Genomic DNA, 14402 nt, shown 5'->3' with positions numbered 1-14402 from the left:
GGCGTCTCCGCGGAACCTGGCACGCGATGCACGGCCGGGTCGCGGTCAGCGGTCGCGGGACCCGATGAGTGCTTCGGAGATGGTGCCGGTGGCCACCGTGAGGGCGGCGACCGCGCGCCGCTGGAAGGCGTCGTCGACCCGCGCGAGCGGTCCGGAGATGCCCACGGCCATCGGCGTCGGGGCACCGGGCACCGCCATCGCGATACCGCGCACGCCGATCTCCTGCTCCTCCGCGTCGATCGCGAAGCCCTCGGCACGCACCTGCTCGACGGCGGCGAACACGCCGGACAGCGAGGTCACGCTGTGTTCGGTCGCCGGGGCCAGTCCCCCCTGCGTCACCAGTTTCACGATGCGCGCGTCGTCGAGCTCGGCGAGCACCGCCTTGCCGACGGCGGTCGTGTGCAGGGCGATCCGGCGCCCGACCTCGGTGTTGGTCCGCATGCTGTGCGGCGACGGCACCTGCGCGGTGTAGATCACCATGTCGCCGTCGAGTACGGCCAGGCTCGCGGTCTCGGTCAGTTGCTCGACGAGTTCGGCGAGCACCGGCACGGCCACGGCACCGAGCTGGCGGTTGGCGACCTCACCCAGCCGGATCAGCCGCGGGCCCAGGGCGTAGCGGCGGTTCGGCAGCTGGCGCACGTAGCCGATGCCGACCAGGGTCCGCAGCAGCCGGTGGATGGTCGGCGGCGGCAGCGGGGATTCGGCGGACAGGTGGCTGAGCGAGCACTCGCCCCCGGCCCGGCCGATCAGCTCCATGAGTTCGAAAGCGCGTTCCACCGACTGGACGCCGCCCGTCTTCTGCACCATCGTGGGCCTCTCTGTTGTCGACCACGATACCGTCCGCGATGCGGAATCACCCCGACGACGCCGCGCGACCGCCGGAACAGCCGAATCGTTGTGCCGTACCGGCGGGAATCTGTAAACTCCACATCGTGGAATTGATCTTCCGCTAACGACGATCCGAGGGAGCTTCCGTGACCAGTCCGCCCGGCCGACTCGGCGACGACTTCCTCGGCGAGGTGCAGCGCCGCCTCGCACCCGCCGACGACGCCCTCGCCCGCCGGTACCCGGGCGACGACGGCCGTCGTCAGCCGGTGCACACCGTCTACATCCCCGCCGACCGCTACACCGCCGATCTGCCCGCGCGCTGGGGCGCGGCGGCCCTGGCGGCGGCGCAGACCCACGGTGGTCTCGCCGCGATCGCCCGGGCCACCGTGACCACCGGCGACGAGCAGGCACACCGGCTCGCCGATCTGGTGGCCCGCAAACTCCGCGACGAGCCGATCGAGGACCTGCGCATCGACTTCGAGGACGGCTACGGACGACGGCCGGATGCGCAGGAGGACGCCGACGTCGCCGCCACCGTCGAGTCGCTGACCGAGGCGCTCGGCACCGGGTCGGCACCGCCCTTCGCCGGTATCCGGTTCAAGTGCTTCGAGGCGCCGGTCCGGCCGCGCGGACTGCGCACCCTCGACCTGTTCATCGGCGGCCTCGCCGCCCGGGGGCCGCTACCGGACGGCCTCGTCCTCACCCTGCCCAAGGTCACCTCGGTCGCACAGGTCGAGGCGATGGCCGCGGTGGTCGCCGAACTCGAGCGCATCCACCATCTCCCGGAGGGCCGGCTCCGTTTCGAGGTGCAGGTCGAGACGCCACAGGCGGTGCTGGGCCCGGACGGCACGGCGACCGTCGCCCGGATGATCCACGCGGCGCCGGGCCGGATCAGTTCCCTGCACTACGGCACGTACGACTACTCGGCCTCGCTGGGTATCGCGGCGGCGTACCAGTCGATGGAGCATCCGGCGGCCGATCACGCGAAGGCCGTCATGCAGGTCGCGGTCGCCGGCACCGGCGTCCACCTGTCCGACGGTTCCACCAACATCCTCCCGGCCGGGGACGCCGAATCCGTCACCCGCGCGTGGGCGCTGCACGCCCGGCTCGTCCGCCGTCACCTCGAGCGCGGCATCTACCAGGGCTGGGACCTGCACCCGGCGCAGCTGGTGACCCGCTACCTCGCGACCTACGCGTTCTACCGGGACGGTTTCGCCGCCGCGGCCGGCCGCCTGCGCAGCTACATGCACCGCCTGGACTCCACGGTGCTCGACGAGCCCGCCACCGCCCGGGCCCTGGCGGCGTTCCTCGACCGCGGCCGGACCTGCGGCGCCCTCACCGACGACGAGGTGGCCGCCGCCACCGACCTGCCGCCGGCGACCGTCCGCGAGATCGCGCTCGGCCGCGTCACCACACCCCTGGCCTGAGCCTGCGCCGCCCAGACCCGTCCCCGACCAGCCCGACCCCAGAAGGATCACGATGACCCCCGAATCCGCCCCGTACTACACCCCGGCAGGCGGTCTGCCGCCGCAGACCGATCTGCTCACCGACCGCGCCGTGGTCACCGAGGCCTACACGGTGATTCCGCGCGGGGTGTACAGCGACATCGTCACCTCGGTGTTCCCGGAGTGGACCGGTACCCGCGCGTGGGTGATCAACCGTCCGGTCGCCGGCGGCGCCACCACCTTCGCCCAGTCCGTGGTCGAGGTGTCCCCCGGCGGCGGCTCCGACGCCCCCGAACCGCAGCCGGAGGTGGAGGGCTTCCTCTTCGTCACGGCCGGTGAACTGACCGTGACCGCGGGCGAGGCCACCGAGGTCCTGACCGCCGGCGGCTTCGCCTATCTGCCGGCCGGCCAGGAATGGAGCGCGCACAACGCCGGAACCGGGACGGCGAACTTCCACTGGATCCGCAAGCGCTACGAACCGCTCGCCGGACACGTCCCGTCGCCGCGCTTCGGCAACGAGCGCGCCATCGAGCCGACCGCGATGCCCGGCACCGACGGCAAGTGGCGGACCACCCGGATGCTCGATCCGAACGACCTCGCCTACGACATGCACGTCAACGTGGTGACCTTCGAGCCCGGGGCGGTGATCCCGTTCGCCGAGACGCACGTGATGGAGCACGGCCTCTACGTCCTGGAGGGCAAGGCCGTGTACCGCCTCAACGACGACTGGGTGGAGGTGGAGGCCGGCGACTACATGTCCCTGCGCGCCTTCTGCCCGCAGGCCTGCTACGCCGGCGGGCCGTCGAACTTCCGCTACCTGCTGTACAAGGACGTCAACCGGCAGATCCGGCTCTGACCGGAGGCACGACGATCGGCGGCGGCGTCCCGGAAGGGGCGCCGCCGCAGACGATTCCGTACCTCGATGGATCCGGTCTGCCCCGGCGACGTCAGACCCGGAACGGCCAGCCGGTGACCGTCTTCTCCCGCGGCGGTGCGTAGGTCCGCACCTTCGACGTGGACAGTCCCATCCGGACCAGGCCCTCGGCGATCGTCACCGCGGCCCGGACACCGTCGACGATGGGCACCCCGGTCGCCGCCCGCACCTGCTCCTCGAGTCCGGCCATCCCGCCGCAGCCCAGGCAGATCACCTCGGCGCGGTCGTGCTCGACCGCCGCCCGCGACTGCTCCACGATCGCGCGCACCGCTCGCTGCGGATCGGACTCCAGTTCCAGCACCCCCAGGCCGGAGGCCCGCACCGACGCGCAACGCCGGTCGAGACCCGCGAGCAGCAGCCGGTCCTCGATCAGCGGCACGGTGCGGTCCAGCGTGGTCACCACCGAATACCTGTGCCCGAGGTACATCGCGGTCGATGCGGCGGCCTCGGTGATGTCCACGACGGGGACGTCGAGCAGTTCCTGAAGACCCTCTCGGCCGTGTTCGCCGTAGCCGGCCTGGATCACCGCGTCGTAGGGCCCGTCGTAGGAGGTGATCGCGTCCATCACCGCGACCGCGGCGAGATAGGACTCGAAGTTGCCCTCGCACGAGTCGGCCCCGAAGCGCGGGGTGAGGCCGACGATCTCGGTGCCCGGCGACGCGACGGCGGCGGCCGAGGCGGCGATGGCCTCGGTCATCGACGCGGTGGTGTTGACGTTGGCGACCAGAATGCGCATGTTCTTCAGCTTCCGTTCTCGGGCGGTTGGGGTGTCAGTGCGTGCTCGGGACGGCGATCGGCTCGCCGGAGACATCGGCGAACGGTCCCTGCCGGTCGGCGACCAGAAGGTACACCAGCGCGCCCAGTCCGGCCCCGATGAACCAGGAGAAGTTCGACACCGCGCCGAACGCCGGGACGAAGGCCATCACCAGCGCGAAGGCCGCGGTCGGGATCAGCGCGCCGACCGCGCGCAGGTTGAAGCCGGCCCGGTAGTGATAGGCGCCGTCCGGCGCGTCGGTGTACAGCGCCGGGACGTCGACGCGGCTGCGGCGCACCAGCCAGTAGTCGGCCATGATGATGCCGAACAGTGGGCCGAGCAGCGCACCGAGGCCACCGAGGAAGTAGTCGATCACCGCCGGCGAGTTGTACAGATTCCAGGGCAGGATCACCAGGCCGATGACCGCCGAGCTCAGCGCGGCGCGGCGGAAGTTGAGGTGCTTGGGGAACAGGTTGTTCAGCGCGTAGATCGGGGCGACGAAGTTCGCCATCAGGTTCACCGCGACGGTCAGGATCAGCAGGGCCAGGCAGGCGAGCACCAGCAGCGCGGTGTTCGGGACGGCCTCGACGATGTCGGACACCGACTCGATCACGGTGCCGTTGATCTTGTACTGCCCGCCGGCGAGGACCACCACGATGCCGCCGAAGAGCAGCATGTTCAGCGGGATGCCCCAGAAGTTGCCGCGGATGATCGACTTCTTGGACACCGCGTTGCGGGTGAAGTCGCAGAAGTTCAGGACGAAGGTGCCGTAGATGGCGACCCACAGGCTCGCGCCGCCGACGATCTTGAGCCACATGTCGCCGCCGGTCAGCGAATCGGGCGTGGTCCAGGCGATCGACCAGTCGGCCCGGCCGAGCATCCAGACGGCCAGGGCCACCATCGTGACCAGGATGACCGGACCGGCGAAGGCCTCGTACTTGCGGACCATCTCCATGCCGTAGCTGACGATGATCACCTGAATCACCCAGAGCCCCACGAACGAGAGCCAGCCGAGCGTCGACAGTCCGAGGACGTCGTTCTTGTCGAGGCCGGCCAGGCCGCCGAACATGGCGACCAGCATGACCCGCAGGACCACCGAGGCCAGGTAGGTCTGGATACCGAACCAGGCGATCGCGACACCGCCGCGGATCACGGCGGGGATCTGCGCGCCCCGGATACCGAACGAGATGCGGCTCATCACCGGGAACGGGACGCCCGTCTTCTCGCCCATGAAGCCGGAGAGGCTCAGCAGGACGAACAGGAACAGGCCGCCGAGGACCAGTGCCACCAGAATCTGCCAGCCGCCCAGGCCGAGGGCGAACAGGCCGATCGCGAAACCGTAGTTGCCCAGGCTGTGCACGTCATTGGCCCACAGCGTGAAGATGTTGTAGCCGCTCCACCGGCGGCCCGCGCGCTGCGTCGGCGCCAGATCGACGTTGTACAGCTCCGCGCTGGCGCCCGGCGGCACCTCGATCGCATCGGGCGGGATCAGCGCGTCCGCCGCGGCGTGCACGCCGTCATCGTGATGCGTGGGGGTCTGCAGACTCATGGGTGCACTTCCCGGGGGACGGGGTGGCCGCCGCGACCACCTCTGAATATTCCATGTAGCGGAACTACGTTTCCGTTGTTGGACCAAGTTATCCCTACCGACCAGTCACATGTCAACAGTTTCGGTGAATTCGTCACGCATCGAGTTCCACTCCCAGCGCGAATAGTTCCACGATGAGGAATTACTGGGGTAATCTCGGGTCCACCCGATCACCGATGATCAAGGAGTCCGAGTGATGACCGACACCCCCGGCGCGGCCGCCCAGCCCACCGCCCTCCCCTTCGATCTGGTCGTCCGCGGCCGCCGAATCCTGACCACCGCGGGCATCGTCGACCGGGAGATCGGCATCCGCGACGGCCGGGTGGTCGCCATCGAGCCGCTGGGCAGCGGCCTCGCCGGTGACGAGGTGATCACGCTGAACGACGACCAGGTGATGATCCCCGGCCTGGTCGACACCCACGTGCACGTCAACGAGCCCGGCCGCACCGAGTGGGAGGGCTTCGAATCGGCCACCCGCGCCGCGGCCGCCGGCGGCGTCACGACACTGATCGACATGCCGCTGAACTCGATCCCGCCGACCACGACGGTCGAGGCCCTCGAGATCAAGCGCGCCAGCGCCCGCGGCAAGACCCACATCGACGTGGGCTTCTGGGGCGGCGCGATCCCGGGCAACGAAGGCGATCTGCGCGCCCTGCACGACGACGGCGTCTTCGGCTTCAAATGCTTCCTGCTCCACTCCGGCGTCGACGAGTTCCCGCACTTGACCGCCGACGAGATGGAGGCGGACATGCGCAAGCTGGTCACCTACGACTCGCTGATGATCGTGCACGCCGAGGACTCCCGCGCCATCGACCACGCCCCGACCGCCGAGGGCGACCAGTACGCGCGGTTCCTCGCCTCGCGGCCGCGCGGCGCCGAGAACGTGGCGATCGCCGAGGTCATCGAGCGGGCCCGCTGGACCGGCGCCCGCGCGCACGTGCTGCACCTGTCGTCGTCGGACGCCCTGCCGATGCTGGCCACGGCCAAGCGCGACGGGGTCCGCATCACCGTCGAGACCTGCCCGCACTACCTGACGCTGCTCGCCGAGGAGGTTCCGGCCGGCGGCACCGCGTTCAAGTGCTGCCCGCCGATCCGGGAGGCGGCCAACCGCGAATTGCTCTGGCAGGGACTGCTCGACGGTGTCATCGATTGCATCGTGAGCGACCACTCGCCGTCGACCGCGGACCTGAAGGACGTGGAGAACGGCGACTTCGGCGTCGCCTGGGGCGGCGTCGCCTCGCTGCAGCTCGGACTGTCGCTCATCTGGTCGGAGGCTCGCCAGCGCGGCATCGGCCTCCCCCAGGTGCTGGAATGGATGGCCGCCCGCCCGGCCGATCTGGCCGGGCTGAAGAGCAAGGGCCGGATCGCTCTCGGCTACGACGCCGACTTCGCGATCTTCGAGCCGGAGTCCGCGTACGTCGTCGACGTGCACCGGCTGCACCACAAGAATCCGGTGAGCCCGTACGACGGCCGGGCGCTCGCCGGCGTGGTGACCGGCACCTGGCTGCGCGGCGAGAAGGTCGACCTGACCACCCCGAAGGGCCGGCTGCTGCGCCGCGGCGACGTCTGACCTCCGCCGCGAACGCGAACGGCCCGCCTGCTCCGGATCGGAGCGGGCGGGCCGTCGTCGTTCAGGCGCTCACAGCGACCGCGAGATGATCTCCTTCATGATCTCGTTGGTGCCGCCGTAGATCATCTGGACGCGGGCATCGGCCCACATCCGGGCGATCGGGTACTCGTTCATGTAGCCGTAGCCGCCGAAGAGCTGGAGACAGGTGTCGGCGATCTCCATGGCCTTCTCGGTGGTCCACCACTTGGCCATCGCGACGGTCGGGATGTCCAGCTCGCCGCGGAGATGCTTCTCCATGCAGTCGTCGACGAAGACGCGTGCGATGTGCGCCTCGGTGGCGACCTCGGCCAGCTTGAACTTGGTGTTCTGGAAGCCGAAGATCGGCCGTCCGAAGGCGGTGCGGTCCTTGGTGTATTCCAGCGTCTTCGCCAGCGCGACCTCCATGCCGGCCACCGCACCCACGGCGATGATCAGCCGCTCCTGCGGAAGCTGCTGCATGAGCTGGATGAAGCCGAGACCCTCGGCGTCGCCGAGCAGATTCGACTGCGGCACGCGCACACCGTCGAAGTTGAGCTCCGCGGTGTCCTGGCCCTTCATGCCGATCTTGTCCAGGATGCGGCCGCGGCTGAAGCCCTCGCGCTCGGTCTCGACACCGATCAGCGAGATACCCTTGGCGCCCTCGCCGGCGTCGGTCTTGACCACGACGATGACGAAGTCGGCCTGTCCGCCGTTGGTGATGAAGGTCTTGTTCCCGGTGATGACGTAGTCGTCGCCGTCCTTGACCGCCTTGGTCTTGACGTTCTGCAGATCCGACCCGGTGCCCGGCTCGGTCATCGCGATGGCCCCGACCCACTCGCCGGACGCCAGCTTGGGCAGCCACGCCCGCTTCTGCTCCTCCGTGCCGTAGGCGAGGACATAGTGCGCGACGATCCCGTTGTGCAGGCTGACACCCCACGAGGTGTCGGCCGTGCGGGCCTGCTCCTCGATCAGCACGGCCTCGTGGGCGAAGGTGCCTCCACCACCGCCGTACTCCTCCGGGATGGACATGCACAGCAGGCCGATCTCACCGGCCTTGTTCCACAGGTCGCGGTCGACGTGGTGCTGCTCCCGGTAGCGTTCGACGTTCGGGGTGACCTCCTTCTCCATGAAAGCGCGCGTCATCTCGCGGAGCGCGCTCAGTTCCTCGGTCTCCCAGGACGGCTTAACCATTGCGTGTTGCCACCTAACTCATGCGTGTATGCGGTCTCCGCGATACTAACAACGGCCGATGTAAAGATCCGACCGCCCCCGGGTGTCGGGAGCGGTCGGATCATTTCGTCGTGCGGCCGGGGCCGGTCAGGCGTTGCCCTTCGACCACGTCGACCACGGGATGTTCCAGTCACCCAGACCGTCGGTGCCCGGGAGGGTGTCGCCGACCGTGTTCTTCACGGTGACCGGATCGCCGCGCAGGGTGTTCTGCACCACCCACTGCGCATCGGCCGGGCTCAGGTTGAGGCAGCCGTGGCTGGTGTTGGTGTTGCCCTGCGCCCACACCGACCAGGGAGCCGAGTGCAGGTAGATGCCGCTGTAGGACATCTGGGTGGCGAAGTCGACCGGCGTGCGGTAGCCCTCGGGCGAGTTGCTCGGCACACCGTAGGTGGACGAGTCCATGATGATGCTGTCCAGGCGGTCGCCGATGATGTAGATGCCGTTGTTGGTGGGCGTGGAGTCCTTGCCCATCGACGTCGGCATGGTGCGGATCACCTGGCCGTTCTTCTTCACGACGACCTCCTTGGTGTGGTCGTCGGCGTACAGCTCCATGGCGCGGCCGATGGTGAAGCTCTGCGAGACGTTCTCCTGGCCGAACATGCCGTCGCCCAGGTCGATGCCGTAGGTGTTCACCTCGACCTTGACCTTGGTGCCCGGCTTCCAGAAGTGCTCCGGCCGCCAGCGGACCTCGGTGTCGCTGATCCAGTAGAACGCGCCCTGCACCTGCGGGTCGGTGGTGATCTTGATGGCGTCCTGGGCCGCCTTGCGGTCCGGGATCGACTCGTCGAAGCGCACGCCGATCGTGGTCGCGACGCCGACCGTCTTCTCGTTGGGCGAGATGTACGCCTGCGTCAGCTTGTCCGGGGCCTGCGTGGTGAACGTCTGGCTGGTCGACGTCTTGCCGCCGACGCCGACGGCCGCGGCCTTCACGGTGTACTTCTTGTCGTACCCGAAGTCCTCGGCGCTGGTCCAGGTGCCGCCGTCCTCGCTCAGCGCGCCCTTCACCCGGGTGCCGCTGGAGCTGGTGATGGTGACATCGCTCAGCGCACCCTCGGTGGCCTTGACGACGACCTTCTTGCCGGGCTGCACGCCGACCGCGTCCTTGGCGAGCGGAGCGCCGCCCTGGTCGGTCACCGAGATGGCCGGCCTGATCATGTCGGCGAACTCACCCGACGCGTGCACCTTGTCGCTGTAGCTGCTGCATGCGGTGAGCGCGACCGCGGACGCGGCGAGCGTGCCCAGCACGGCGGCCGTGCGGAAAGTGCGACGACGTCGCAGACGACTGAACCCCATGATGCTCCAAACTGAACCTGCCAGCGTCGAACGATCCTCGACGCCCACCTAAGCGGACCGGTGTCCCGGTTAGGTCTATTGTAGGGATACCTGCGCGCATTTGCACGTCCCCGCGATGAGGGACGGACACGGCGCTGTACACCCCCTCACCGGCGAGGATACAGGACGCCGCGGCCATCCCGCCAGACGCGCGCCGTGGCGAATCACCGGCATGTCATTCGCATCAGTACAGGTCACGGCCGATTCGACCGATTCATACCGTCCGGGTGAGAGATGCTTCACGACCGCGCGGCCCGCGCGTGCCATACCGGCGGCCGAACGCCGAACGCGAGCCCGATCGGGTAGATAAGGCTATGCTAATCTCTGGTTCATGTCTCTTCCAGTGCCGGTCTCACGACGTCCCCGTCCCGTCAAGCGCACCACTCTCGCGGTGGCCGGCGCCGGCCTGCTGGCCGTGCTCGCGCCCGCCGTGAGCGTCGCTCCCCAGGCCAACGCGGCCCCCGGCGGCGACTGGAACTTCCGCGTCTCCTCCGCCCCCGCCGGCGTGAAGTCCGGCGCCGAGCTGGCCATCAACGATAAGACCCGCAAGCTCTTCATCACCGATTCGTTCTTCACCATGCAGACCAAGGGCGGCTCGAACGTCAGCTTCGATTTCCGCGCACTGCAGCCGGGTGTGTCCAAGTTCAGCATCACCAAGCGCAAGCCGGTCGGCAAGATCGACTACGCCCCCATGCCGTGGGGCCTCATGCCGTTCGGCCCGGCACCGGTGGTCCCGACCCCGCAGGTGCCCGACGGGATCGGCGTCGACAACGCCCACAGCCGCATCGTGAGCACCGCGTCGCACGCGAACGGCGTGACCATCGTCAGCCAGAACGCGACCACCACCAACGCCTCGAACCTGCTGAGCTTCCCGCAGGCGCACCCGATGGGCGTCGCCGTCGACGAGCGCAGCCAGCTCGCCTACGTCGCGATGAACGCCAAGAACTACGTGTCGGTGATCGACACGGTCAAGCGCCGCGAGGTCGCCAAGATCAGCAACATCTACATGCCGTCGTTCCTGGACATCGACACCAGCCGGAACCGGCTGTACGTCGGCAACGCCGACTACAACGCCAAGAAGACCAACTACCTGACGGTCGTCGACACCCGGACCAACGCCGTGATCAAGAAGATCCCGACTCCGTCCAACACCCGCCCGCAGGTCGACCCGGCCACCGGCAAGGTCTTCGCGGCGAGCTTCGACACCGGCAAGATCGTGGTCATCGACCCGAACTCGCTGACCGTCGTCAAGACCATCGTCACCGGCACCACCCCGGACAAGCTCGCGATCGACGGGCAGCGCCGCCTGGTCTACACGGCCAACCTGCAGCGCAAGACCATCACCGTGCTGAACGCCGACACCGGCGCCGTCATCACCACGCTGCGCACCGGTGCCGCGGAGCACTCGCTGGTGGTCGATCAGAAGACCGGCACCGTGTTCAGCACCAACCACCAGGGCGGCAAGCTGACCATCGTCTCGGTGACCAAGAAGTAACGACCCACCGCCGAAAGCCCCGGACCGCGCACCCGCGCGATCCGGGGCTTTCGCGTCAGGCCAGTTCGCCGCGAGCGACGAACTCGACGGTCAGCGCCATCGCGATCGAACTCACCGCGAGGATCCCGATCAGCACGAACAGCTGCATGATGCCGGCCACCAGCGGCGACGCGCCGCCCAGGATCATGCCGACGAACGAACCGGGGATCGTCACCAGCCCGACGGACTTGGTCTGGTCGAGAGCGGGCATCAGGGCGCTGGCCGCGGCCGGCCGGCAGATCTCCGAACGGGCGTCGCGCGGTGAGAAGCCGAGCGACAGCGCCGCTTCCACCTCCCCCGCCCGGAGCCGCAACTCGTCCAGGGCGCGCCGCCCGGCCAGCGACGCGGTGTTCATCGCGCCGCCGAACATGATGCCCGCGGTCGGGATCACGGCCAGCCCGTTCGGCGGCAGCACGCCCGCCGGGATCAGGACCGCGACGATCACCAGCGCGGGCACCGCGACGGCCACCACGCAGCATGCGGTCTCGCGGACCCGTCGTCGTACGTCGCGCCGGTCGTGCCGGGCGATCCGGCGGGCCGACGTGGTGCCGGCCACCACGCCCATGACGACCATGAACAGCGCCGATGCCCAGAGCCGGTGCATCACCAGGGCGATCAGCGCCGCCAGGATGCCGAGCTGAACCACCGCCCGGGCCACCGACCACACGGTGGCGGCCCCCTCCCCGCTGCCGGACAGCCGGTTGACCACGGCGGCGACGACGGTGAGCAGCACCAGCGCGACCCCCAGCGCGGGCCCGATGTGGATGACGGTGCTGCTGAGATCGGTCACAGGTGGCGATCGGCGATGGCGGCCACCGCCACCGCGGCCAGGTATTCCGCGCCGACGCCGATGATGTCGTCGTTGAAGTCGTAGCTGTCGTTGTGAACCGGACCGCGATCCGGGGTGATCGGCCCGTTCCCGAGGAACGCGTACGCGCCGGGGATCCGCTCCAGGAAGAACGAGAAGTCCTCGGCGGCGAGGATGCCGGGCGTGCGCGGGTCGACCCGCGACGCGCCGGCCACCTCGGCGGCCACCCGGGCCGCGCGGGCCGCGCAGTCCGGATCGTTGACGGTGCACGGGTAGCGCCGCTCGTAGCGCAGGTCGATCGTCACCCCGTGCGCGGCCGCGACGGAGGCGCACATGCCGGTGACCAGCTCCTCGATCCGATCGCGGGCCTGCGCGGACAGACACCGGGCGGTGCCGCGCAGCCGGGCCGTGGTCGGCAGCACGTTGTTGGTCTCCCCCGCGGTGAACTGGGTGATCGACACGACCGCGGGCACCAGCGGATCGAGGCGCCGGGAGACGATCGTCTGCAGCGCGGTCACCAGCGCCGAACCCGCCACGATCACGTCGCCGGTGGCGTGGGGTGCCATGGCGTGGGCGCCCGCCGCGGACACGATGATGTCGAGATCGTCGAACGAGGCGAGCTGCACGCCGGGCCGGACTCCGAAGTGGCCCTCGGCGATGCCCGGGATGTTGTGGATCCCGTAGATCTCCTGGATGCCGAAGCGTTCCAGCACACCGTCGTCGATCATCGCCGGCGCACCGGCCGCGCCCTCCTCGGCGGGCTGGAACACCAGCACCACGGTCCCGTCGAGAGCCGGGCCGGCGGCCAGCAGTTCGGCGGCCCCGAGCAGCATGGTGACGTGACCGTCGTGCCCGCAGGCGTGCATCACGCCCTCGACGGTGGACCGGTACGGCCGGTCCCCGGCCTCGACGATCGGCAGCGCATCCATGTCGGCCCGCAGGCCGATCACCGGTCCGCCGGCCCGGCCGCGCACCACGCCGACCACCCCGGTGCCGCCGATGCCCTCGGTCACCTCCAGGCCGAGGTCGCGCAGCCGGCCGGCGACGAGCGCCGCGGTGCGGACCTCGGCGAAGGCGAGCTCGGGATGGGCATGAATGTCCCGGCGGATGCCGCGGAGTCGGGACAGGGCTTCGTCACTGAGCGTCGGCATACTCCAGATCACTTACGCGCGGCACGGACCACCGTCAAGTTCGGGCTCTGGAACTGCGACGCGAACGCGGTGCCGGTGCGCTGGTCGACGGCGATCGTGTGGGTCGCCGCCTTGGTGGGGATGGTGCCGATGACCGTGTTCTTGGTCAGGTCGATGACGGTGATCGACTTGCGGAACAGATTCGAGGTGTAGCCGATCCGGCGCTGCGCGTCGATCGCCAGGTTGTTCGGCGAGGTCTTGGTCGCGATGCGCGTGGTGACCGCGTAGCTGCCGCCGTCGATCACCGCGATCTCGCCGGTCTGGAAACTGACCGCGTACACGTTGCCGGTCGCCGGATCGACGGTCGGGCGGGAGTTCGGCGCGGTCGGGATCTTGGTGATCACCCGGTTGGTGGTGGTGTCGACCACGGTCAGGAAGTTGCGCTTCTTGGTCTGCGTGTCGGCGTTGCCGATGTACAGGCGGTGGCGGGCGGAGTCGACGGCGAGCATCGACGGCCGGAACAGGCCGGTGATGGAGCCCTTCTGCTTGCGGGTCTTGCTGTCGATCACGGCCACCGAGTCGAGACCCACGTTGGCGATGTAGGCCTGCCCGGTCGCGCTGTCGGCGGCGATGCCCATCGGATGCGCGAGCTTCGCGGAGACCATGTCACGGGGCGTGGCGACCCGCGCGGCCTGATTCACGATGGTCGACGCCGAGGTCTCCGAGTTGGTGGTCATCACCAGGCCGCGCGTGGTGTCCACCGCCAGACCGGTCGGGATCTGCTGCATCTGGATCACGGCCGGGCCGAGCCGGTAGGGAGCGGTGGGCAGCTTGGCGTAGCTGATCCCGCGCACCACCTTGCGGCTGTCGACGTTCACCACCGAGACCTTCGGGTCGAGCGGGTGCGGGTAGGTCAGGACCTGACCGGTCGTCGGCTCCTTGTACTTGTAGTCGTCGCCGTCGGCGATGTAGACCAGCCGGCGCCCGGAGTCGATGGCGAGCTGGGCGCCGTCGGTCACCCCGGCCGGAATGGTCGACTGCGTCACCGTCCAGCCGGCGGGCAGGCCCGACCGGGCCGGGGCGGCGAACGCCGGCGGGGCGGCCGCGAGACCGACGGCGAGAGCGGTGCCGACGACGGCGGCGGGGGCGAGCCCGCGGCGAACGGCGCGGGAGCGAGCACGAGTACCTGAGTATTTCATTAGGCAATCCTAACTTGCAGGTCCGCGGAGCG

Annotated in this window: 12 protein-coding genes; 4 read left to right on the top strand and 8 right to left on the bottom strand. The window is 69.4% G+C overall.

Annotation, left to right across the window (positions count from 1 at the left end; all coding sequences use genetic code 11):
* Positions 1-45: 45 nt before the first annotated feature.
* Complete coding sequence (locus ACSEEN_RS00625) at positions 46-807, bottom strand: IclR family transcriptional regulator (protein WP_298446599.1); 762 nt, start codon at positions 805-807, stop codon at positions 46-48.
* 167 nt (positions 808-974) lie between these two features.
* On the opposite strand from ACSEEN_RS00625, the gene ACSEEN_RS00620 reads away from it, so the two are divergent.
* Together ACSEEN_RS00620 and ACSEEN_RS00615 are read left to right on the top strand one after the other, a co-directional pair.
* Complete coding sequence (locus ACSEEN_RS00620) at positions 975-2255, top strand: DUF6986 family protein (RefSeq protein ID WP_440711977.1); 1281 nt, start codon at positions 975-977, stop codon at positions 2253-2255.
* Positions 2256-2307: 52 nt separating this feature from the next.
* Entirely contained in the window at positions 2308-3129 is an 822-nt protein-coding gene (locus ACSEEN_RS00615; RefSeq protein WP_247867278.1) for a bifunctional allantoicase/(S)-ureidoglycine aminohydrolase, read from the top strand.
* Positions 3130-3220: 91 nt separating this feature from the next.
* Here ACSEEN_RS00615 and ACSEEN_RS00610 read toward each other — a convergent pair whose 3' ends face one another.
* On the bottom strand, positions 3221-3943 hold the full coding sequence (locus ACSEEN_RS00610) for an aspartate/glutamate racemase family protein (RefSeq protein WP_247867273.1): 723 nt from the start codon (positions 3941-3943) through the stop codon (positions 3221-3223).
* A gap of 34 nt (positions 3944-3977) precedes the next feature.
* Positions 3978-5510, bottom strand: coding sequence for an NCS1 family nucleobase:cation symporter-1 (locus ACSEEN_RS00605; RefSeq protein WP_440711976.1), 1533 nt, complete (start codon positions 5508-5510; stop codon positions 3978-3980).
* 235 nt (positions 5511-5745) lie between these two features.
* Between ACSEEN_RS00605 and allB the strand changes: the two genes are divergently transcribed.
* The gene (allB, locus tag ACSEEN_RS00600; RefSeq protein WP_371308054.1) at positions 5746-7119 is read left to right on the top strand and encodes an allantoinase AllB; all 1374 of its coding nucleotides are present in this window, start codon (positions 5746-5748) and stop codon (positions 7117-7119) included.
* A 69-nt stretch (positions 7120-7188) separates the two neighbouring features.
* Here the strand turns inward: allB and ACSEEN_RS00595 are convergent, their stop codons facing one another.
* Together ACSEEN_RS00595 and ACSEEN_RS00590 are read right to left on the bottom strand one after the other, a co-directional pair.
* The gene (locus ACSEEN_RS00595; protein WP_440711975.1) at positions 7189-8328 is read right to left on the bottom strand and encodes an acyl-CoA dehydrogenase family protein; all 1140 of its coding nucleotides are present in this window, start codon (positions 8326-8328) and stop codon (positions 7189-7191) included.
* Between the two features lie 126 nt (positions 8329-8454).
* Entirely contained in the window at positions 8455-9660 is a 1206-nt protein-coding gene (locus tag ACSEEN_RS00590; RefSeq protein ID WP_440711974.1) for a L,D-transpeptidase, read from the bottom strand.
* A gap of 370 nt (positions 9661-10030) precedes the next feature.
* On the opposite strand from ACSEEN_RS00590, the gene ACSEEN_RS00585 reads away from it, so the two are divergent.
* Positions 10031-11194 carry a YncE family protein gene (locus ACSEEN_RS00585; RefSeq protein WP_440711973.1) on the top strand — a complete coding sequence of 388 codons (1164 nt, stop codon included), beginning with the start codon at positions 10031-10033 and terminating at the stop codon, positions 11192-11194.
* A 55-nt stretch (positions 11195-11249) separates the two neighbouring features.
* On the opposite strand, the gene ACSEEN_RS00580 is transcribed toward ACSEEN_RS00585, so the two are convergent.
* From ACSEEN_RS00580 to ACSEEN_RS00570, 3 genes are read right to left on the bottom strand one after another with little or no spacing between them, the layout of a single operon-like run.
* Positions 11250-12023 (bottom strand): ABC transporter permease, encoded by a 774-nt coding sequence (locus ACSEEN_RS00580; RefSeq protein ID WP_247867257.1) that lies wholly within the window; start codon positions 12021-12023, stop codon positions 11250-11252.
* On the bottom strand, positions 12020-13192 hold the full coding sequence (locus ACSEEN_RS00575) for an amidohydrolase (RefSeq protein WP_371308057.1): 1173 nt from the start codon (positions 13190-13192) through the stop codon (positions 12020-12022). Before ACSEEN_RS00575 ends, ACSEEN_RS00580 begins: the two co-directional genes overlap by 4 nt.
* An 8-nt stretch (positions 13193-13200) precedes the next feature.
* The gene (locus ACSEEN_RS00570) at positions 13201-14370 is read right to left on the bottom strand and encodes a YncE family protein (protein WP_440711972.1); all 1170 of its coding nucleotides are present in this window, start codon (positions 14368-14370) and stop codon (positions 13201-13203) included.
* Positions 14371-14402: the final 32 nt, after the last annotated feature.

Origin of the sequence: Gordonia marina (genome assembly GCF_052036135.1) — a bacterium.
Lineage (GTDB): Bacteria > Actinomycetota > Actinomycetes > Mycobacteriales > Mycobacteriaceae > Gordonia.
Note: the sequence above shows the minus strand (reverse complement) of the source record. Positions and strands in the feature narration are given on the sequence as shown.

What these genes read in the sequence shown, in the direction of transcription:
- ACSEEN_RS00625 (WP_298446599.1), bottom strand. Translation starts at nt 807, where the DNA reads ATGGTGCAGAAGACGGGCGGCGTCCAGTCGGTGGAACGCGCTTTCGAA.
- ACSEEN_RS00615 (WP_247867278.1), top strand. Translation starts at nt 2,308, where the DNA reads ATGACCCCCGAATCCGCCCCGTACTACACCCCGGCAGGCGGTCTGCCG.
- ACSEEN_RS00610 (WP_247867273.1), bottom strand. Translation starts at nt 3,943, where the DNA reads ATGCGCATTCTGGTCGCCAACGTCAACACCACCGCGTCGATGACCGAG.
- ACSEEN_RS00605 (WP_440711976.1), bottom strand. Translation starts at nt 5,510, where the DNA reads ATGAGTCTGCAGACCCCCACGCATCACGATGACGGCGTGCACGCCGCG.
- allB (WP_371308054.1), top strand. Translation starts at nt 5,746, where the DNA reads ATGACCGACACCCCCGGCGCGGCCGCCCAGCCCACCGCCCTCCCCTTC.
- ACSEEN_RS00595 (WP_440711975.1), bottom strand. Translation starts at nt 8,328, where the DNA reads ATGGTTAAGCCGTCCTGGGAGACCGAGGAACTGAGCGCGCTCCGCGAG.
- ACSEEN_RS00590 (WP_440711974.1), bottom strand. Translation starts at nt 9,660, where the DNA reads ATGGGGTTCAGTCGTCTGCGACGTCGTCGCACTTTCCGCACGGCCGCC.
- ACSEEN_RS00585 (WP_440711973.1), top strand. Translation starts at nt 10,031, where the DNA reads ATGTCTCTTCCAGTGCCGGTCTCACGACGTCCCCGTCCCGTCAAGCGC.
- ACSEEN_RS00575 (WP_371308057.1), bottom strand. Translation starts at nt 13,192, where the DNA reads ATGCCGACGCTCAGTGACGAAGCCCTGTCCCGACTCCGCGGCATCCGC.
- ACSEEN_RS00570 (WP_440711972.1), bottom strand. Translation starts at nt 14,370, where the DNA reads ATGAAATACTCAGGTACTCGTGCTCGCTCCCGCGCCGTTCGCCGCGGG.